The following is a 21074-nucleotide window of genomic DNA, read 5'->3' on the forward strand; positions in this document are numbered from 1 at the left end:
CGGTTATCTGCCGTTTTTCTCAAGTTCAAAGCGAATAATGTTACGAACACCGGTGACGGCAACCGCTTTTCCATCTTCCACCTTGGGCTTGTATTTGAATTTCTTCACTGCCGCCATCGCCTCACGATCAAAGATATTCGGTGGCGCGGCTTCAATCACGACAGGGTCAATCACGGTACCCAGACTGGTTACCGTAAATTCAACCACCACATAGCCCTCGATACCTTTCTGTGCCGCACGACGTGGATAGTTAGGGGCCACTTTGACGATTGGCAAGAAATCACCATCGCCGGAACCACCAGACAACCCGGCATCAACGCTCAGCTCGGCACCCATATCAAATCCGCCAACATCAAACCCATCGGTTGATGCCTTGGCAATCTGGGGCTTGGGCATATCCGGCTTGGGCGGCTCTTTTGCTGCAGCCGGTGGCTTGCGCGGTTTGCGTTCCTTGGTTTGCACCTCATCATCCGGCTTGCTCATGACAAAGCTTTCGATGCGGCCAAAATCATTCTCGTTAAGTACAGAGCCGCCAGTACTGATCAGGCTCTGCATCATCCAGAAAACGGCAAAGGTCGCAACCGCTGCAACGGCCAGGGCTGCACCAAAGCGTAGCAGGGTCAGGAACATACCTAGCGCTCCTCTGTTGCCAGAGATACGTCATATACCCCGGCGGCCCGAGCAGCATCCATCACTGCGACCAACTGCTTGGTCTTGGCTTCTTCGTCTGCCTGAATCACCACCGTACCCTGTGGGTTTTCAGCGTGCATCCGTTCGATGTTGGCCCGTACCTGGCTTTCATCAACCCGGCGCTTGTTAATCCAGATTTCGCCAAGGTCATTGATGGCAATCAGGATATTCGCCCGTGGTTTGGCGTTGGATGTACTGGCATCCGGACGATTGACTTCGATACCGGATTCTTTCACGAAAGAAGCCGTCACGATGAAAAAGATCAGCATGATAAACACTACGTCCAGCATGGGAGTAATGTCGATCTCGCCCTCTTCAGCCTGTGGGGTCAAATTTGAAAAACCGCGTCTCATAGCAATCTTCTCTTGAATTAGTGATCGAAGGTCAGCTTGTCTTCAATGCGGATCTTTTCACGCTTGATATAGCGATCCAGCAAGGACTGAGCAAACACACCGGTAATAGCACCTACCATACCTGCCATGGTCGGAATCGTCGCTTTGGAGATACCGGATGCCATGGCCTTGGGACTGCCATTGCCCAGATACGCCATCACGTCAAATACCTCGATCATGCCACTGACAGTACCCAACAACCCGAACAGCGGTGCAAGGCCGATCAACATTTTGATAGTGCTCATATTGGCAGAAAGTTCAAAAGACAGCTGACTGATCAGATCCTGGCGGATCTGGTGCGCTGCCCAGGAGCGACGTTCGTTGCGCCCTTCCCATTCGCTTATCGCCGACGTCAGCGACGTCCGATAAACAAACAGGAAGTAGCCAACACGCTCAAGAACCAACAACCACAGAATAAAAACCAGCCCACAGATGGCGTAGAGGACATCGCCTCCACGCTCCATGAACAGGTAAACGGGTTCGTACAGTTCACCCAACATGAGATTACGCCGCTTTAGCGTGTTGTTGTTCGGACTGGCGCGCCAGGATCCCTGTCGCCCGCTCTTCCAGAATCATCATCAACTCGCGACTGCGGTTGTTGGTGAGTGTGTGCAAGAACACACAAGGAATTGCAGCCACCAGACCCAGAACCGTCGTAACCAGTGCCTGGGAAATACCACCAGCCATCAGTTTCGGATCACCGGTACCAAACAGCGACATGGTTTCAAACACATCGATCATACCGGTCACCGTACCCAGCAGACCCAGCAGCGGTGCTACTACAGAGATAATCTTGATCCAGCCAATAGCACGGGTCAGCTTCGGTATTTCAGCCGAAATGGCCTCACCCAGGTGCAATTCCAGTGTTTCGATATCGGCATCTTTATTGGCCTGGAAAACCGCCATCACGCGACCCAGAGCGTTATTATCACTCGGGGTTTCAGTAGCCATTTGCTTGCGGATACGACCGCTTTCAAGCATCAACACCAGCATCCGCCAAATCGCCAGCAGGATACCAATGCCACCCAGTGCAATAATGATGTAACCCACAACACCACCCTGGTCGACACGATCGCCCAGTTCTGGTGATTGGCCCATGATTTTCAGCAATTGGCCACGTGACGGGTCAATCCAGAAGCTGGTCAGGTCGGTACCTGAAGCAGCAGCCAGTTCGGTAGCCGGGTCGGTGTAACGTCCACCAGGTTGCTTGTCCAATTCGACCAGACGACCGGCTTCCAGATCCCAGTTCAGGTATTTGCCACCGGACACAACGTTGAACCCACCCACACGGATAACGTCTTTCTGTACCGTTTCACCACTGGGGATAACAACATCTGCGTTGTATTTGGCAACACGACCGCTGTAAGTCATTTCACGCTGCATCTCGAACCACAGCTGTTCCAGCTGTTCGATGGATGGCAGCTTGGAAGATGAACCGGCAGTAATGATCAGGTCTTTCAGGAAAGCATCACGGCCTGGCAGCTCAGAGCTGATAACCGATCCTTCAAAAATCGACTTGGTATCACCCGCCACTTGCTGCAGTACACCAAACAATTCTTTCAACGAACCCATGCGGTTGGTCAGACGCTCTTGTGCTTCTGCCACCGTGGTTTCGTTGGTCTGAAATTTGTTTTCCTTGGTTTCGCTGTCTTTCAGCAGGTTGTTACGTTCTTTACGGGCATCGGCCAGCATTTTTTCCTGGGTAGCCTTGTCGGAATTAAAACGCTTGAGGCGTTGTTGAAATTCCTGATTGTCCCGGGCCTGTCCCTGCTTCACCAGATTCAACAGGGAATCAACAGAAACGGCTTCAGCAGCCACTGCGGTGTTGATACCCAAAGCCAGCGTAGCTGACAGTAATAGTGCCTTGAATTTCATTATTTGGCCTCCTGAGCTGCTGCAACAGGTACTTTGATCAGGCTGGGAGCCGCTTGCTCACGTGCAATACGGATACCTGCCATCAGCTTGCTTTTCATCGATGGGTCCAGTGTTTCCCAGGCTTTTGCGGCGCTGTTCCAGACGCCCAGAACGTTGCCATCCAGAGACTGATACATCAGGGAAATACGACCAACCCGCAAGAAGTCCACTTCACGGCCTTCCAGGGTGCCCCGGAACGATTCGATGGTACGGCCATAATCGATTTCAGCCTGGTAGGCTTCCATCACCTTGCGGTATTTTTCTGCCACGGTGACGTCGGAACGTCCCATCAAGGCTTTCAGCGCGTTGACACGCCCAGTGCGTTCTTCAAGCAGAAACGGTACATCGGCTTGTACAAACTGATCAATCGAATCAATCATACGTAGCATCAAAGGTGTTACCTGACGCTCAACCAGTGTGACCTGTTCAATGCTTTCTTCAATACCAGCCAGCTCTTCTTCCTGAGCGGCAAGCTGCTTGTCGAGTTGCTCGATGTATACTTTCAGACCATCGGATTCCTTGACGACACCACGATATTCACGCTCTGCCGCACGAATGCTGCTATCGATGGAATCGATTTTTTGCTGAGACGCCTGCGCGTTACTGACGCGGTTGACACCCTTGTCGATCGCCGTGTTGACATCAGCGGCCGTAGCGCCAAACACAACACCGGCGCTGAGTATGGCTGCGGCCAGAATATTTCGAGTTCGCAGTTGCATTGGCATATGTATTACCCGTATAGACTCCGTGATGCCTGTTATAAAAACAGACTCCCCAATTTGAGTGCGCAGACTACTCAAGCAACATGACACTTCTGTTACATTGCTTGCGCGCCGCGCTCTATCTTGTGTTGATGCTAATTATGACGGTGATAGATGACAATAACGTGAGCAACACCAATAAAAACGGCGCCCGAAGGCGCCGTTTGGATTTGTCTGTTTCAGACAGTCAAATCAGTCTGCAGTGCCATCTACTTCAGCAGAAGCGATCGTAGCCGATACAGCGCCGATAGCTGTTTCAGCCAGCATGTCGTTCAGTGTTACTGAAGACAGGGTAACCAGGCTATCCAGAGTGAAGGTGCCATTGTTTTCCAGCGTGTTGACCGTACCACAGTGGATGTTCTGGAATGCAGAATCAATCACACCACTGTTTTCACCGGCTACAGTAGTTTCAACCGTGCTATCGTTCAGGTATACACAGTTAGCAACATCACCTACCAGCAAGCTGTTGAAGAAACGACCTTCAGAACCGGCTTTCAGATGGATACCGCTACCGATATTACCAGCACCGTAAGTGGCAGTGCTCAGGTCTACAATCGCAGTAACGTTAGCCACAGTAGGGTTCGATTCCTGATACAGAGACTCATCAGCATCACCAGCAGTATCCAGTTCGAAAACATGGTTACCATTGCTGTCCTGGTTCTGGTATTTGACGACCAGAGCGTGCTGGATATTACCAACGTAACCTTCATCCCAGTCGATATCATCATCCTGGTTGCCTGTCAACACCAGGTAAGTGGCATCTACAGCACCACCGAAGAATTCAACACCGTCATCCTTATTACCATGAACCTGTACATGGCTCACAGTTGTGTTGTAACCGACAGCCATGAAACCGATACCGTTCAGTTCATCACCGTTAGCGATTTCCAGACCTGCTTCAGTAACGATCACATATTCCAGAGCACCAGAGCTGTCAGAGTTGTCGAAACCACCGAAGTACCCAGCGGCACCTTCACCGGAAACGTTACACACGCTTTCAGTTTCTGGGTTGCCACATTTGTTGTTGTAAGCGTAACCCTGCAGAACCAGACCACCCCATTCAGTGTCGCCACCGAAATCAGTCGTTGTTTCAATACCAGACATAACGATTGGCTGAGCAGCGGTACCCACAGCGTTGATCGTTGAACCACGAGTAACAACCATGGAAGAACCGGCTTGGTTCATGAACACAGTACCGGCCTGGATAGTCAGGTCAGTATCTGCAAATGTAGTATCAACAGTTTGCAGACCATTACCGTTACCTACGTTCACACGATCAACCATCGACCAGACGACTGTGTTGGTCAGTTCAGCATCGGCAGTGAAAGTACCTTCTATGGTACAAACAGGGAAAGTCTGACCATCAACGACAACAGTTCCATCCTGTTCGATCGTCAGCGCTGAGTTACCGTCCAGAGCAGGACATGAAGAAGCGGCGGTGATGCCATCCATGCTTGGAGCAAAGGTAACATCAGCAGAGAAAGTGCCTGCAGCGCTTGAAGAAGTATCGATGTTTGTAGCAGCAACCGGGTAAGAACCAGCCATGGCGAAACCGTACCACTCTTCAGATGCAGAAGGATCTACCGCACCGACGTAGGTAGTCTGGTCAAAAGAAAATGATGGGTTGGCGCTGGTGTTGTAGCTGATTTCATCAGAACCAGTATCATCATTGTCGTTATCGTTGTCATTGTCGCTGTCACTGCTACCACAAGCGGCCAAAGAAGCTGCGGCAACAGCGATGGACAACATTTTCAGGAGATCTTTGCTCATCATTTGTTCCTTTTATTCCAAATATTCCAACAGGGTTCGGATGCTGCCCACTCTAGGGGCAGCAGATGACTGTTTTGTTACGATTTCTTAAATTTTATTTAAAACTGATAAGAGAGAGAGACTTTTATCTCACGTCCAGGTTTATAACGTTTGGTCAGGCTTCCACCTTCACCCTGGGTTTCCTTTACCTCGGAATCTGTCAGGTTTTTAAGTGCCACTTTCAGATCCAGTTCATCCATGATAATCGGTTGTTTGAAGTTCATATCCAGAACCATACGAGCTTCACGATATTCGTTATCCAGCAAATCATCCGGATTAACGGCACTCAGAGTTTTACCGGTATAGTTCATGACCAAGGTATATTCACGGCCGGACTCATATTCATCCAAAGCGATCTGGAGGTTACCCAAAAGGTCCGGCTGGCCTTGCATACGGCGCCTTTCGTCCAGGTTTCCTGAGTCGGTAAAGGTTTCAATTTCCGTATCAAAATAGGCCACGTTACCAGACAGCCGGAGGTTCAGATCCTGCATTTCGATATCTTTTGAAGCAGACAGCTCGACACCTTGAGCATAGGCATCTCCGTTATTATCAAAGGAGTACAATACTTCGTTGGTACTACCAGAGATAATGCTGGAAGTCCGTTCAATAGCATCTTCGAAATCCTTACGGAATATCGCAACGTTTACACTTTCAGCATCAGAGAAATAATATTCATAACGCAAATCCAAGCTGGTAATACTGGATTCTGTCAGACTCTCGTTACCCACATAGCGATCACCGGATACCGAATCCGTAAACTGCGCCGGAGCAACCTCACGGAAGTCAGGACGGTTGACCGATGTACTGTAAGCAAAACGTACTTGTGAATCTTCGGTCACAAAATAGGTAGCGTTCAGGCTCGGATAAACATCGTTGGTTTCAATTTCTGCCGTTGTCGGGCTGCTGCCAGATGTCTCCACTTCCATCTTGCTGTTCTCAAGACGAGCACCCGCTTCGATAGTAAAGTTGTCGTAGTACTCCAGACGCGGCATCAGATAAAAGGCCGAATAATCCCAGCTGCCGGTATAAGAGGCATTGTCATCCGAATTATTACGAACACTCAGATAACCGTCTTCAAAGTTCTGCTGATTGATCACGTCAACGATATCAGTCGCACTGCTGAGTTCAGCAGTCAGGTTGTCGGCATCGTATTGGAATGAATAGGACTCAACGTCACGCTCACGGCTCATGATGCTGACACCGGCCAGAATCTTGAGCTGATATTCATCGTCATCCAGAGCTGCGATCTGACCATCCAGAGTAAAGTTGACGGAGTCATCGTTGAGATCCGTCCACTCCCGTGTTGGCTTGGAGGAGAAATCGATTTCCGCGCTGTCGCTGTAGTCTTCGGCCAGAGGATTAAAAGTCGAATCAATAGCAATGGAAGAGTTTTCATCAATCAAGGTGTATGAGCGGCTGTCCGGCACATACAGGGAAGCCTTGGCGTATGTCAGCCCCCAATCCAGCTGCGCACTGTAAAAGTCATCAAAATAATGCTGACCCGTGAACTGCTGGGTAAAGAACTCACGTTCCTGCCAGGTATATTCACGTTGAATGGTAAATTGACGGTATTCGCCACGAGCACCTTTTTCTTCCACATTGTCGGCTTGGGTCTGACGCAGCAGCAAGGTATTGGAATTCAGCGTGTAGTTGTCCGACTCAAGAGCCAAGGTCCCGCCAAAACTCAGGTCAATCAGATTCACCGCACGGTAACGAATGTACTCATCCGCTTCTCTGTAGGAGTTGGCATCAATGGCAGAATAGTTGGCGCGATCTTCTTCGGTGTAATCCCATTCATTGGAATAACGACCGGTTACCTTATAGGACAGACTACCCAGATCGTAATCACCAATCAGATCCCCCACACTTCCCTCAATGCTGACATCAGGGGACATGGTTGTGTCTTCGGTTTCCCACTGGGAAACGTCCAGCAACTGGGCGCCATCGGAACCAGTGATATCACCGCTGGAGCTTTTGGCGGAGCCAGACAGGTCACGATCTGAACTGCCAAAGCCCAATACTTCCATACCAGAGGTTTTCTGTGCATTCACTGACTCGCCAGTCGTACCATCATGGTAGCCCATAGAGACAGACAACTTGCCTTCAAACTCCTCCGGCGTATCTCCTGTCAGGACATCAATAGTTGCTCCGGCCGCATCACTCGGGCGATTGGCAATCAATGTTTTTTCAACATTGACGGAAGAAATAACACCGGATGGAAACAAATCCAAAGGCACAACACGACGCGTAGGGTCCGGGCTGGGCACCATGGCACCGTTAAACAGTACAGAGGTGTAACGTTCATTCAGACCACGAACAACCGCATACTTGCCATCCGCGACAGAAACCCCGGTTACACGCTTCAAAGCCGATGCCGCATCGGAATCACCAAAACGGGAGAATTGCTCCGAACCAATAGCATCCAGCACCGCTGATGAATCACGCTGTTGCGCAGTCGCGGTTGAAGGAATGTAGGAACCAACAGCCACGACTTCTTCGATCACGCCGTTGCCCGACATACCCAGCGTCAGGTTAACGCCGGTGTTCACATTGGCCATCACTCGTACGTCACTGACGTCACGCTGGCCATAGTTCGGGTGAGCAATCGATACATCGTAGCTGCCCCGTGGTAATTCAAAGCTGAAGTAACCATCTTCATCAGTCACTACCGCCATATCTGTTCCGGACAACGAGATGCTGGCACCCGCCACAGCACCACCGGTTTCTTCTGATTCCAGATAACCTGAAATCTGCCCTAACGCCGGTACTTCTTCTTGTCCTGGCGTGTAAACAAAGACGTCTTCCAGCGCTTCACCACCCAGAACATCTATCTGGATTTCGGCATTTTGATCAACACTCTCGGTACTGAACTCAAACTCACCGAGCCATTCGCCATACTTGGACAGTTCGACACTGTGAGTACCGCTGTTGATATCAAAACTGACAAAACCGGTTTTACCGATCAATTGCTTTTGTCCATCAACACTGACTGCTACATCACGGATGGATGCACCGTCTTCGGTGATATAAAACACGGCTTCACCAGCCATCACTTGAGAAATGAATAGCGTTGACGCTGCGGTAAGCAACACTCGAGTCGGTTTCATTGAGCCCCCTGAAGGATTTTAAGATATTAAGTTCGGGGGAGGTCTGATCTGCCGACAACGAACGCCAACAACCGATTAAGGTTGCAACATTGTTTCGGTGATAAACGGCAAGCAAACAAGCACCCGCACCCTATTTTCAGGCTGCAGTATGTTTCTGTAATATTTCAAAAAGGTTGCTTGAATATGACACTTGTGTGACAGGCACATTGGCAGGCGGAAGCCGGGGGGTAAACGGAGAGGATAAAACGATAAGCAAACATAAAGCAAAACAGCCAGACCCGGACAGGTCTGACTGCTTGTCAGCTCACAGAACCATCAGCCCTGGGACAGCAGCTCCCGCAAGTCGGCAATCGCCGCATTGGCCCGAGAGATATAAGATGCCATCACCAGTGAGTGGTTGGCAAACAAACCAAAACCGCTGCCATTCAGAATCACTGGAGACCAGATGGGTTCTTGCGTACCTTCCAGCTCACGAATGATTTGACGCAGGCTCACCAGCGCATTTTTCTTTTCCAGTACGTCGTTAAAATCCACTTCGATCGCCCGTAATAAATGAGACAAGGCCCAAGCCGTTCCACGGGTTTCATAAAAGACGTCGTCAATCTTATGCCACGGGGTTTTTACTTCCTGATCGTAGTCGTTCGGGGTTGCCTGGCGGGCCGCCGTATCACCGGCCAAATCAGTATTCAGGCGACGTTTGCCAACCGATGCACTGAGGCGCTGCGACAAACTGCCGAGACGGGTCTCAACGTCCATCAGCCATTGCCGGAGATTGTCAGAGCGGGCATAAAACTGGGCCGTTTGTTCGTTCGGGTCAGACAAACGCTGCAAGTAAGCTTCCAGCGCTTTCAGACCACGGCCGTATTCTGACTCGGTAGACGGTACTGCCCAGCTGTCACTGTCGAAATTCAGTTGTGGTTCCGCGATGGCCAGATCCTTGTCTTCGGTCGACTGGCTCTGGGAGCGGCTGAAATCCTTGCGGAGCGCCCGGGAAAAATCCCGTACCTGCACCAACACACCAAATTCCCAGTTGGGAATATTATCGAGCCAGAGACCCGGAGGAAAAATGTCGTTACTCAAATACCCACCCGACTTGTGCAACAGGGTGTCGGTAATGGTGATCAGGGTACTGGTAGTGGTGAAGCCGATCACCGGTGTCACGCCCATGGCTTCGGCACGGGTATTGGCGGATTCCCTGACGGCAAAGGCATCGGGTTCATTACTCCAGATAAACCCCAGCACCACAGACAACAACAAACAGACCGCCAACAATACCAATATACCGGTACGCCAGGCACCACCATCCGACCACCAATTTTGCAGACGTGCTGTCAGAGACGAAACGCCTGGTTCTGCTTGCTCACTCATTCAACCGTATCCTGTATTCAGTCCAACATCAGCTCTCTGAAAGCGGAGAGCGCTATGGCCAATTTAACCATGTTCCCCCGCGACTTCACATGCTCATTGTCATGGGCCTGCAAGGATAACAACCATGACAATCACTGCAACGCAACAAGCCACCCGATATACTGATATTTTGCTCCGCAAGGGGCCGCTGCAGCCGAGACATCACAGCACCATGTATTCTTTATCACCCGTTGCCATTGCCCATACGCCATTCCGTGAAAAATTTGCCATCCCGAGGCAGCCCATGCTGGCACCGGCTGCCCGGGGAGAAATCACCCTGCTGCCACCATTTGATGATCCGCTGGCATTCGATGGCCTTGAGCAGGTCAGTCATGTCTGGCTGATCTTCCTGTTCCACCAGGCCATGGCAGCACCGGGCAGTACACCTCGAATGCGGGTTCGTCCACCGCGTCTGGGCGGCAACAGCAAACTCGGCGTATTTGCGACCCGCAGCAGCCATCGCCCCAATGCCATTGGTCAATCCCTGGTCAAAATCGAGCAGATCAACGCCACAACCCTGACCGTCAGCGGAGTCGACTTGCTGGATCAGACTCCCATTATCGACATCAAACCCTATGTCCCCTATGCCGATCATATCGATCAGGCCTGGAATCATATTGCCGCCGATGCCCCTGAACCCATTCAGGTGCACTGGGACACCGATGCCCTGGCAACGGCCCAACAACTGCAGCAACACAGCGGCAACCCCCTGGTCGATCTGATTGAACAATGCCTCAGCCAAGACCCCAAACCGGCGTATCAGCAACCAGCGCCTGAGCGTCAATACGGCACTCGGCTATGGGATATAGAAGTGGGCTGGTATTACCCGACAAGTGGCTGTATTTGTATTAACCGAATTCAGCCTGTGATTGAGCTGAATACGCCGGCAGGAAAATGATTCAATCAGTGACGGGGCTGCCCAGCAGCAAACAGAAGAGATAATACGCAGAGACTATAAGAGACTATAAGAGACTATAAGAGACTATAAAGGAAGAGACTATAAAGGATAAAGGAACGAACATAACACACCGACGAGGCCCAGCCCCGTCGGTGATTTGCTTTTGGCCCACAGGGCGCAAACATTGGGCGTATCAGGATTTTTTGCAGTAAGCCGCAATAATCACAATCCGCTGGCCATTTACACGACCTTCAATGTGCTTGGGATTATCGCTTAACGAAATCCCTCGTACCGCGGTGCCGCGTTTCGCCGTCATACTGGTACCTTTGACATCCAGATCCTTGATCAGTGTCACGTTGTCGCCGGCCGCCAGGGCCACACCATTCACATCCAGGGTTGGCTCCTCATCCTCAGCGGCTGCTCCAGCTTCGGCCCACTTGCGGGTATCGTCTTCCAGATACAGCATGTCCATCAGATCCTGGGCCCAGGTCTCAGTGCTCAAGCGCTTCAGCATGCGGTAAGCCATCACCTGAACCACCGGCACCTGACTCCACATGCTGTCGTTCAGGCAACGCCAGTGATTCTGATCCAGTTCGGCCCCTTCAATCTGCGCCAGACAGTGAGGACACAACAGAATATGGTTATCCGACGACGCCAGCTCTTGCGGCGGCACTGCCCACGGCGACAGATCATTTGTCGCACCGCATAATTCACAGCTGTGGTTGCTACGTTCCAGCAAAGTATGCTCAATGCTCATCGGATTACCCCTTCAGAAAAAGCGGGCATTATGCCTTATGAAAACGGGATTACCAGCGAACACACAAAACAGCACAACGATCACCGTATATTCGGGTAAACTGGGCACTGATTTTTTACAGCTGTGAACGCCGAATGACCCACCAGGATACTTTTCTGATTACCTACTCCGACCTGCTGACCGTTTGGCAGGACTGGCTGGATACCATCCCTCACCCGCCGCTTGACCGCTGGCTGAAGCAACGCGCCAAATACCAGAAGCGTTATCACGGTGGTTACCGCATGGCGATCGACAACGCCATGATGGACGCCATGCGTTATCGCCAACTGGCCGACGCGCTGGAACATAGCTTCCAGGACCCGGGGTTCGACGACTGGGTCGGATGGGATCAATCCTGGTCGCCGAATGACACCACCGAGGCCGACCCGCAACATTTCTGGTACTGGCTGCAGTTACGCAATGAAGCCGACTGGCGTCTGCCGGAAATCGCCCAGCAAAAAGCCCGCCGCGAGCATTTTGCCGAATTCAGCCAACGGGTGGCGCAGTCTGCAGACAACGCCCTGTTTCTGTTATGGCATGGTCTGCGTCCAGGCTGGGAACCGGCGCTCAAACGTCGGGCCGAAAAATCCGGCTGGAGCGACGACACCCTGCAGCACTGGATTGAACAACAAACCCGCCGACCACCACTGTGGTTGCGTCAGGTCGCCAGTAAAACCAGTGCCGATGATGAATCACTCGAACGGGCACTGAAACGTGATGGCGTCATCGTCCGTCAGTACCCTGTCAGCCTGGATGGCCAGACCCATACCGTTCACGCTGCCGAAGGCGGCAATGACGTCACCCGCAGTGATGCCTTCAAAGCCGGCAGAGTTGAAATCCAGGATGCTGCCAGCCAGTTGATCTGTGAGCTGGTTGATGTCCAGCCAGGACAGAAAATCTGGGATGCCTGTGCCGGAGCCGGTGGCAAAACCCTGACACTGGCTTCTGCGCTGGGTAAAAAAGGCGCGGTGATTGCCACGGATTTGCACCAGTACAAGCTCGATGAATTAAAAAAACGCGCCAAACGCGCCGCCATCGCCAATATCCGCAACTTTGTCTGGGATGGCGAAGCACCACTGCGCCTGCCCATCGAGATTGCCCGCCAACAAGGCTTTGACCGTATTCTGGTTGACGCTCCCTGTACCAATGCCGGTACCTGGCGCCGCAATCCGGACGCGCGCTGGCGCCTGACGCCAGACAATACCAAAGAACTGCATCTATTACAGTTCAACCTGCTCGACCGTGCCGCCAAAGCACTGCGTGCCAGCGGCCGCTTGATCTACGCCACTTGCAGCTGGCAAGTGGAAGAAAACGAAAGCGTCTGTCATCGTTTTCTCGAAGCCAATCCGGACTTTGTGTTAGTCAAACAGACACTGCTGGGTGCTCCTGACATCGATAGCGATACCATGTTTTGCGCGGTTTTCAGCAAAGCCTGATATCCCTGACAGGACGGGCCACTGGCCCGTCACTGTCAATCAACACATCCTCGCAGCAACTCAAACCCTCCTGCTGCCGCGCCTCACCACCATTAATACCTGATCGACATCCAATCCAGTACCCAAGCAGCATGGTAATCCCCTGACTGCCCGATACACTGCCCAGACTGTTCATATATCGCACAATAATAACAACGCAAGCGACGCCCCTGCAGGAGGTTGTATGTTGCAACAAGCCAGAGCATTTATTTTGATGAGTTTCCTCATCATCACGACGGTTTATATCCCCGGAGCTTACGCAAACGCTCTGGATGGTGAAAAAACCATTTTCCTGATCGATAAAAAAGGCAATGCCATCGATATTGGTCGGGTGACGTTTGATACCAGCGGCACACAGATCAGCTATCAGCTGCAGCGGCACCATGACAAGTTCAAGGACTTTTTCCTCTCCATGAAAGAGATGAAATGCCTCGAAGGGCCAGAACTGATGTGCCATCTGTCGTACCCCTACACCCAGCCCCATACCCTGACCCCGGACAACCTTGTCTGGCTCTCCCACGACCTGCTGTTTATGTATAAACAGCCAGCGGAGTTTGGTGCCAACTTCTGGAACGGTATTTATTACGACTTGCGGATTGAAGACGGAATCATCAAGGGAACAGCACAAGCCGTGGATTTGAACCTGCTGGCTTCTCCCCCGGACAACCTCGATATTCCGCCCATCAGCGCAGCAGAACGTGATGAAACAGACCCCAAATCACGCTGGCTGCCTTATCTTGAGATTCGCTAGCGAGGGCGCTAATGGATTGCTTTCCCCCAAAACGCAGAACCCCGCACAAGGCGGGGTTCTGTCACCGCCAGACTGGCAGTGTCGCGGTCACGTTCATGGCAGGCTAAACGGCCATGACGATCACGGATATCAAGCGGCTTTTTTCAGCTGCTTTTTCAGTTGCTTCAGTTTGCCTTCATGCTTGGCAACTTTGGCTTTGCGTGCCTTGATCGCTTTCTTCAGGCTAACGACTTTTTTGGATACGTTGGTTTTCTTGCTCATACTTATCGCTCCTGTCAGTACTACTGACTGATATTGTTACGCGTGAATTATCTTCAATCGTGGGTGTTTTCTCGTACAAACGTACGAATAAACCGGCGGATCTCTCGGGCTGCACTGGTATCCAGCTCTTCGCAAAGACTGATGAATTCATCCCGCTCTGCGCTGCTGATACGAATAAGCAGTTGGGCATCTTTCTTACTTGCCTTACGCCTGGCAGGCTTGTTATCCGTTTCATCTACAGCCATGGAAATCCCCTCACGTCCAAAGATAGCAACAGTATATACAAAATATATCTTTTAGATATGCTTTTATTGGTACTGACATACACAACCATCACAGTGGCTTGAAAAGCCCAAACTGCCGATCTGGATTGATAGAGGGGTGATACAGAAGGATGTATTGCAGATGTGGTACGAAGCAAACAAGCTCCACGCGCAGGCGTGGAGCCAAATCAGAAAAGCCCAGAGACTAAGCCATTAGCCGCGAGCACCATGATGACGCTCTTCCTTCAATTGCTGACGCTGTTCAGTAGTCAACAAAGACACCATACTGGTTTTGGCCTGAACACCAATCATGAACATTTCCTGTTGCAGCTCAGCCAGCTCTTCGTAGGCTTTGTTGATGGCTTTTGCATCAAACTTATCGGCCTCGCGCAAATCACGAATCTTGTTGTGCGCATCCATCATTTTACCAGTCACAGCCCAACGATCTTTCTGCATGCTATCGCGGATATCCCGAATATCGTCACGTTGCTTATCCGTCAAGTCGAGGCCACGAAACGCCAATTTGTACCGTCCGTCCATGCGTTCCATGCCCTGGCCCATACCCATATCGTCTTGATCGCGACGATGCATTCCAAAACCACCACTTCTTTCGTCAACGCAAGCCTGGCCATCCTTCATGCCCTTGGCTTTATCTGGTCGGTCATCAGCCGCTATCGCCATGATCGATGTGGTGCCCAGCAAAATAGCCAGCATGCCACCAGCAACTGCTTTACGAGAGTTCGTTAAAATATGTGTCATGATTATCTCCTGTCGATTCCTTGCTCCTGTTGGAGCTCATGGCTGAATGATTCAAATCATCAGCGTTGTACCGAGTATAGGAAATAATCAGCTGTTACAAATGGCACCAAGACAGGTATTGCACAGCTTTGCACCGCTACACAGTACATGGCAATTCCCTGACACTTTGGCTTTTTAATTGGGAACTATCTCCAAGCAGAGCAGTCCAGCCATTACTACTCCGTAGAAGTAGATATAAGGGAAATTTATCCGAAGTATCGGAACCTTCCTGACTATTAATAAGTATCTCAATGAGTACCTGCCAACCAACCCCAAAACCGGTTGATGCCTGATGCAATGGCTGCTAGCATCAAAAAATCACAGCAGACCGAAGCACCGCGCAACGATTTTTAAAGTCTGCATCCAGCTACCCAACTATCTTTAAAGGAGTAATAACCATTTATAATGTAATGACTTAAGGGAGAGTAAGTTCATTCAGGAGCAGTGACCATGATCAATCAGCCTTAGATATCGCATAGCACCACGTGTTTATAGCAGTCATGCCATAGTCAATGGCCCATAAGTGATCGTTCAAATAGCCTACAAAGGAAAGGTGGTCAAATATTATGAAGCGAATTGGATGCATAGGAACCCTTCAGACCGGGGCTTTTGACAATCACTCAGCCTATATTCTCGATATATTCAACGAACTAAGATCGTACAGATTGTCACATGAGTCAAATGGTATATTTATTGCTTTTGATGATAATTTCCTGCTGATTCTTGAAGGCAACCCTGACAGTTTAGCCACCAACCTGTATCGAATCCGGCGTGACCATCGTATTAAATATATTTCCATTTTGTTCAATCAGAATATCAACAAGGTAATATTTACTCATTGGCGATTGAAGTTTTTTGACAAGCAATCTGAAGCCCATGCTGACTATCTTTTCAATCTCAGGAAAAAAGTCATTCCTTCTATCACTCTTGGCTCACCAGAAGATCAGCTTATTTTTGATACTTTTTTTCCCTCAGCCGAACCATCCGAACCTCCAGAACATTCGCATCCCAGTATATCTGAAGCGGCTCCTCTTGCCTGTACTAAGTCGCCACAATCACCCACCAGTATTGATTTTGAACATAAATTATTGAGTCTTTCAGCCTGGCCAAAACCGACCCAGTTACAACTCACGCCCCCCATCATGAAAACCTGCAGTTTATTAAGTCATCATAAGATTTCCTATCAGACCTTATACAACAAGGGTATCTGGGCATCGGAACCCGAGCTGAAAGCATTACTGTCGGCACTCATCAAGCTGGGGGTCCTGATCGTCAATGAAGCACCAGCAGAACAACACCTCAAGGTAGCTGAAAAATCTGTTAGCCAGCCCGCCCCACTGGATCGTTTTGGTTCACTGATGAAGCGCTTTCTAACCAGTTCCCGCAAGGCGATGTAAAGATGGATCGAATTTATAAAAAACTGGCAATTGTTGGCGAAGTAGGCGCTGGAAAGACCCAGATCATCCAAACCATCAGTGAAATTTCACCCTTCGCTACTGAAGCCCGCTCCAGCGTCGATATTGGTAAAGAGTTTACAACCGTTGGCATCGACTACGGCCGCCTGTCACTCGATGAACAGACCGCTCTTGGTTTATATGGACTACCAGGACAAAAGCGCTTCAGCATGCTGTGGAATATGGTTCGCAATGGCCTATGGGGATTATTTATCCTGGTAAAATACGGTGACGGCCTTAACCTGGAGGAACTCGACCAGATTCTCACCTTTTTCCAGCCAGGCCAGACCAAAACGCCACTGATTATCGGTATCAGTCACTGTGAACAGGCTCCAACTGATGATATGGAAGTATTAATCGATTATATTGAACATGTTTTATCCAAACATCAATTGGTTGCCCCTATCATCCCGGTAGACCCTCGAGACAAGGAGTCTTCATTGTTATTATTGGAAATATTCTTGTCGCTTCAAATAGATGAAGAATGTATAACAACAGAGGCCAACCCCAATGATGATTTCTGACAATTTACATCAAAAAATAAAAGCAATATTCTCAGAACACTTGGCAAGACACAGTGAGATAGAATGCCTCTGTCTGTCTACACTCGATGGCTTTCCTGTTATCAACATTCTCAAAAATGGCATATCATTTGAAGCCGATACCATGGCTGCAGCCTCCAGCACCCTTTACTCCGTCAGTAATGCAGTTGCACGCCAAATTTTATCCAAGCCGTTTCAGACAGCATTCATTGAGTCTGACAATGGAAATATCATATTTACATCCTTAACGATCCAGGAAAATGATTATATATTGACAGCTTCTGCAACAGACAGCATGAACATTGGCCAATTGAGAGCAATTATAAAACGAATTGAAATCAGAGAGTAACAATCCCATATAAAATATTTTAGAGCACCACACATCATAAAATACGATAAGGAGATCCATATGTTAACGATCAGTGATACCGTCAACGGCATGGCAAATATTGACGGTGCAATGGGAGCTGCCGTAGTCGATTACACATCAGGCATGCTATTGGGCAGTGCCGGCAGTGGCGTCGACCTGGAATTGGCTGCCGCAGGCAACAGTGAAGTAGTCAAAGCCAAGTTAAAAGTGATGGCCAGCCTGGGGGTCCAAGGAAGAATTGAAGATATTCTGATCACGCTGGAGAGCCAGTTACATATTATTTGCCCCAGCATCAGCAACGAAGGGCTGTTCCTCTACCTGGTACTGAACAAAAGTACCTCCAACCTGGCACTTGCTCGCCGCAAGGTGCATGACCTGGAAAAGCAACTGCAACGTATCTGACCATACCGGTACCGTAGTCATACGGTAATCCGTCTCTGGCGCAGCCCTTGAACGAGACCGCTGCGCCAGATCATATCCGAATCACCCCCTGTTGCTGCAGGCTAGGAAGCAGCTACCGGGCGCACCGCTTGTTTACGTAAAAAGAGTTCAACCGGAATAAAAGCAAAGGGGATCAAAGAAGCCAGCAACACCAGCACCCAAACACCAACTGACCACTGTTGCTTATTGACTACCAGCAGCGAGCAGACCATGTACAGCATAAACAACACGCCGTGTGTCATCCCTAACAGAGAGACATAATCACGTGAAATCAGCCCCAGAGTGACACTCAAGATTACCAGATACGACAATCCTTCCAGCAAGCTGACCGTACGAAAAAAAGACAACATAACAACACCTTATAATGTAATGCGCCCATGCTCTTTGGTTCGCCGGAAAATTTCAACCTCTGAATGGATACGATCCGCCAACGTCGTTCTCGCAGCCTTGTGAATCCATGGGATCGCTCCGCTTTTCAGCGAATAGGCCAAGGGCATTTCTGGTCGCCGAAGCGCAGATTTTTACACCATTTTGACGTAGAATTTCGACCTTTAATGCCAACCTATTCTTTGAGTACACCCATTCCCCATGATACGACTGTCCAATATCCAGCTTCCCCTAGATCACGATGATGCGGCTTTGGAAGACGCCATATTATCGCTGTTGAATATACCGGCAGAGCAGTTACTTGGGTTTCAGATCTTTCGTCGTGGCTACGATGCCCGCAAAAAAACCAGAATCCGCCTGATCTATACACTGGATGTAGACGTACAAAACGAAACCGGGCTACTGGCAACCTTCGCCGATCACCAACAGGTCAAAGCGACACCTGATCTGGACTATCACCCGGTTGCCCAGGCACCGGCGTCTCTGGATGAACGGCCTGTCATTATCGGCTTTGGCCCTGCCGGGTTACTCGCCGGCCTGGTGTTGGCACAAATGGGTTACAAGCCACTGATTCTGGAACGTGGCAAAGAAGTCCGCGAACGTACCAAGGATACGTTCGGTTTTTGGCGCAAGCGGGAGTTGAATACCGAATCCAACGTCCAGTTTGGTGAAGGAGGTGCCGGGACATTTTCAGATGGCAAACTTTATAGCCAGGTCAAAGACCCCAAACAGTACAGCCGCAAGGTACTGCAAGAATTTGTTGCTGCCGGAGCACCAGAAGAAATCCTCTACGTCAGCAAGCCTCATATCGGCACTTTCCGGCTGGTCTCCATGGTTGAGCAAATGCGCGCCAGCATCCTTGAGCTCGGCGGCGAAATACGTTTCAGCGCCCGGGTGGATGACCTGCACATTGACGACGGCCAGGTAACGGGCGTTACATTGGCCAGTGGTGAGCGGATCAATGCCCGCCATATTGCCCTTGCCGTTGGCCATAGCGCCCGTGATACCTTTGAAATGCTGCTGAATCGGGGGGTGTATATCGAAGCCAAACCCTTCTCTGTAGGATTTCGCATCGAGCACGAACAATCCGTCATCGACAAGGCCCGCTTTGGTCCGAACGCAGGTAACCCGATTCTTGGCGCTGCCGATTACAAACTGGTACACCATTGCAAGAACGGCCGCTCAGTCTACAGCTTTTGTATGTGCCCTGGTGGCACCGTTGTCGCCGCCACATCGGAAGAAAACCGTGTCGTTACCAATGGCATGAGCCAGTATTCCCGTAACGAGCGTAATGCCAACAGTGCCGTCGTCGTCGGCATCGATCCTTCTGATTATCCTGGCGGCCCACTGGCGGGAATCGAGTTCCAGCGACAACTGGAAAGCCATGCCTATGTCATGGGCGGCAGTAACTACGATGCTCCCGCACAAACCGTTGGCGCGTTTTTGCGCGGCGAAAAACCGGCCCGACTCGGTACCGTACAACCCTCTTTCAAACCAGGCATCAAGCTGACGGATTTATCCGAAGCGTTACCGGACTTCTGCATCGATGCAATCCGCGAAGCCATTCCGGAATTCAACAAGAAAATCAAAGGGTTTTCATTCGATGGCGCCCTGCTTACCGGAGTAGAAACCCGAACGTCCGCTCCCATCAGCATCAAGCGCGATAACGAGACATTACAAAGCATCAATACTCAGGGATTGTTCCCAACTGGAGAAGGGGCAGGCTATGCCGGTGGTATTATGTCAGCCGCTATCGACGGTATTAAAGTTGCTGAAGCCATGGCCCTCAGCATCAATCAGGCGCAAGCAGTACCCACTAAAAACTAACATGCGTTAGCAATCATATCAGAGGCCAGAAACAGGATATTTTATCTGTTCCGGCCCCCTGCTGTTGGTCATTTTCCCTGCTATGATATGCCTCCTTCCTATACTCCCCGCAGGATATTGTTCATGGCTACTCTGATGCAAATTCCGTTGGCATCTGCCGAAAAAGAACTGGCGCTCAACGGCGTCTGTAGTTATCACATTGAAGGTGAAACCCTCTACCTGGATGTTGCCGAGGTGGCCAGCCGCCGCAGTGCCGACAGCGTCAGCGGTGGATTGGTACTGGAAATATGGGCCCTGGAATCGGATTATCGCGGCGGTGATTTCTCCGGTTACCTGATTGCCAGCCAACCACTGGGAAGTCTCGACGGGCAACATTGTTTTCGCAATTGCTCTGCCTCCTTGCCAATGCAAATGCCAACCGAAGGGATCTGGACCATCGTACTGATGTTGCGTGAATCCATGCCTGAAGGTCTGGTCACTCGTGACTATATTAATTTTGCCCAGCAAGTACTGGCAGAATGCAAAATGACGCTGAGTTTGTGCAGCTGATTTGAAATTTGAAGATCTACGCTCCCGGGAGCCACTCCCGGGACTGCATTACCAGGCGGATTCACCGAACCCCACTCGACATCGCCACTAACACCACGATCCAAACACCACGATCTATATGTATCGCAGCCTGCTGCCGACTGCCCAGTCAGGATAACGGTGGGATCTGTTCGTACTGCCGT

The 21074-nt window shown here is 50.4% G+C and carries 22 protein-coding genes; 9 read left to right on the forward strand and 13 right to left on the reverse strand.

Annotated elements, in window-relative coordinates; all coding sequences use genetic code 11:
* Positions 1-3 precede the first annotated feature (3 nt).
* The 8 genes from Q8W22_RS07390 to Q8W22_RS07425 all read right to left on the reverse strand — a co-directional run bounded on the left by Q8W22_RS07390 (position 4) and on the right by Q8W22_RS07425 (position 10041).
* The gene (locus Q8W22_RS07390; protein WP_303433425.1) at positions 4-630 is read right to left on the reverse strand and encodes an energy transducer TonB; all 627 of its coding nucleotides are present in this window, start codon (positions 628-630) and stop codon (positions 4-6) included.
* A 2-nt stretch (positions 631-632) separates the two neighbouring features.
* Positions 633-1043 carry a biopolymer transporter ExbD gene (locus Q8W22_RS07395; RefSeq protein WP_303433427.1) on the reverse strand — a complete coding sequence of 137 codons (411 nt, stop codon included), beginning with the start codon at positions 1041-1043 and terminating at the stop codon, positions 633-635.
* A gap of 17 nt (positions 1044-1060) precedes the next feature.
* Positions 1061-1582, reverse strand: coding sequence for a MotA/TolQ/ExbB proton channel family protein (locus tag Q8W22_RS07400; RefSeq protein WP_303433428.1), 522 nt, complete (start codon positions 1580-1582; stop codon positions 1061-1063).
* 4 nt (positions 1583-1586) lie between these two features.
* Positions 1587-2957, reverse strand: a complete 1371-nt coding sequence (locus tag Q8W22_RS07405; RefSeq protein ID WP_303433430.1) for a MotA/TolQ/ExbB proton channel family protein — start codon at positions 2955-2957, stop codon at positions 1587-1589.
* Positions 2957-3721, reverse strand: a complete 765-nt coding sequence (locus Q8W22_RS07410) for a DUF3450 domain-containing protein (protein ID WP_303433432.1) — start codon at positions 3719-3721, stop codon at positions 2957-2959. The genes Q8W22_RS07405 and Q8W22_RS07410 overlap by 1 nt, the downstream gene beginning before the upstream one ends.
* A gap of 228 nt (positions 3722-3949) precedes the next feature.
* Positions 3950-5527 carry a hypothetical protein gene (locus Q8W22_RS07415; protein ID WP_305451953.1) on the reverse strand — a complete coding sequence of 526 codons (1578 nt, stop codon included), beginning with the start codon at positions 5525-5527 and terminating at the stop codon, positions 3950-3952.
* Between the two features lie 98 nt (positions 5528-5625).
* Positions 5626-8673, reverse strand: a complete 3048-nt coding sequence (locus Q8W22_RS07420) for a TonB-dependent receptor (RefSeq protein WP_303433435.1) — start codon at positions 8671-8673, stop codon at positions 5626-5628.
* A 315-nt stretch (positions 8674-8988) separates the two neighbouring features.
* Complete coding sequence (locus tag Q8W22_RS07425) at positions 8989-10041, reverse strand: DUF2333 family protein (protein ID WP_368501383.1); 1053 nt, start codon at positions 10039-10041, stop codon at positions 8989-8991.
* A 124-nt stretch (positions 10042-10165) separates the two neighbouring features.
* Between Q8W22_RS07425 and tsaA the strand changes: the two genes are divergently transcribed.
* Entirely contained in the window at positions 10166-10978 is an 813-nt protein-coding gene (gene tsaA / locus Q8W22_RS07430) for a tRNA (N6-threonylcarbamoyladenosine(37)-N6)-methyltransferase TrmO (protein ID WP_303433437.1), read from the forward strand.
* A 193-nt stretch (positions 10979-11171) separates the two neighbouring features.
* Here the strand turns inward: tsaA and Q8W22_RS07435 are convergent, their stop codons facing one another.
* Positions 11172-11735: an alkylphosphonate utilization protein gene (locus tag Q8W22_RS07435; RefSeq protein ID WP_305451954.1), complete on the reverse strand. Its 564-nt coding sequence runs from the start codon at positions 11733-11735 to the stop codon at positions 11172-11174.
* 134 nt (positions 11736-11869) lie between these two features.
* Between Q8W22_RS07435 and Q8W22_RS07440 the strand changes: the two genes are divergently transcribed.
* Together Q8W22_RS07440 and Q8W22_RS07445 are read left to right on the forward strand one after the other, a co-directional pair.
* Positions 11870-13210 (forward strand): RsmB/NOP family class I SAM-dependent RNA methyltransferase, encoded by a 1341-nt coding sequence (locus Q8W22_RS07440; RefSeq protein WP_303433441.1) that lies wholly within the window; start codon positions 11870-11872, stop codon positions 13208-13210.
* 223 nt (positions 13211-13433) lie between these two features.
* Positions 13434-14000, forward strand: coding sequence for a hypothetical protein (locus Q8W22_RS07445; RefSeq protein ID WP_305415411.1), 567 nt, complete (start codon positions 13434-13436; stop codon positions 13998-14000).
* Positions 14001-14129: 129 nt separating this feature from the next.
* On the opposite strand, the gene Q8W22_RS07450 is transcribed toward Q8W22_RS07445, so the two are convergent.
* The 3 genes from Q8W22_RS07450 to Q8W22_RS07460 form a co-directional block, all read right to left on the reverse strand.
* Positions 14130-14261, reverse strand: a complete 132-nt coding sequence (locus Q8W22_RS07450; RefSeq protein ID WP_303433444.1) for a hypothetical protein — start codon at positions 14259-14261, stop codon at positions 14130-14132.
* Positions 14262-14314: 53 nt separating this feature from the next.
* Entirely contained in the window at positions 14315-14506 is a 192-nt protein-coding gene (locus tag Q8W22_RS07455) for a hypothetical protein (protein WP_303433445.1), read from the reverse strand.
* A 231-nt stretch (positions 14507-14737) separates the two neighbouring features.
* Entirely contained in the window at positions 14738-15283 is a 546-nt protein-coding gene (locus Q8W22_RS07460) for a Spy/CpxP family protein refolding chaperone (protein ID WP_305451955.1), read from the reverse strand.
* Between the two features lie 605 nt (positions 15284-15888).
* Here Q8W22_RS07460 and Q8W22_RS07465 point away from each other — a divergent pair.
* The 4 genes from Q8W22_RS07465 to Q8W22_RS07480 are packed head-to-tail and all read left to right on the forward strand — an operon-like array spanning position 15889 to position 18090.
* Positions 15889-16719, forward strand: coding sequence for a BLUF domain-containing protein (locus Q8W22_RS07465; protein WP_305451956.1), 831 nt, complete (start codon positions 15889-15891; stop codon positions 16717-16719).
* A gap of 2 nt (positions 16720-16721) precedes the next feature.
* Positions 16722-17300, forward strand: a complete 579-nt coding sequence (locus Q8W22_RS07470; RefSeq protein ID WP_305415414.1) for an ATP/GTP-binding protein — start codon at positions 16722-16724, stop codon at positions 17298-17300.
* A complete protein-coding gene (locus tag Q8W22_RS07475; RefSeq protein ID WP_303433452.1) occupies positions 17287-17667 on the forward strand; it encodes a roadblock/LC7 domain-containing protein in 381 nt (126 codons plus the stop codon). The genes Q8W22_RS07470 and Q8W22_RS07475 overlap by 14 nt, the downstream gene beginning before the upstream one ends.
* 60 nt (positions 17668-17727) lie before the next feature.
* Positions 17728-18090, forward strand: coding sequence for a hypothetical protein (locus tag Q8W22_RS07480; protein WP_303433453.1), 363 nt, complete (start codon positions 17728-17730; stop codon positions 18088-18090).
* Between the two features lie 101 nt (positions 18091-18191).
* Here Q8W22_RS07480 and Q8W22_RS07485 read toward each other — a convergent pair whose 3' ends face one another.
* Positions 18192-18479 (reverse strand): DUF3817 domain-containing protein, encoded by a 288-nt coding sequence (locus Q8W22_RS07485; RefSeq protein ID WP_303433455.1) that lies wholly within the window; start codon positions 18477-18479, stop codon positions 18192-18194.
* A gap of 238 nt (positions 18480-18717) precedes the next feature.
* On the opposite strand from Q8W22_RS07485, the gene Q8W22_RS07490 reads away from it, so the two are divergent.
* The gene (locus Q8W22_RS07490) at positions 18718-20343 is read left to right on the forward strand and encodes an NAD(P)/FAD-dependent oxidoreductase (protein WP_305451957.1); all 1626 of its coding nucleotides are present in this window, start codon (positions 18718-18720) and stop codon (positions 20341-20343) included.
* A gap of 123 nt (positions 20344-20466) precedes the next feature.
* Complete coding sequence (locus Q8W22_RS07495; protein ID WP_303433458.1) at positions 20467-20892, forward strand: hypothetical protein; 426 nt, start codon at positions 20467-20469, stop codon at positions 20890-20892.
* The last annotated feature ends 182 nt before the right edge of the window (positions 20893-21074 follow it).

The organism is Oceanobacter sp. 1_MG-2023, assembly GCF_030689025.1.
Classification (GTDB): domain Bacteria; phylum Pseudomonadota; class Gammaproteobacteria; order Pseudomonadales; family Oceanobacteraceae; genus Oceanobacter.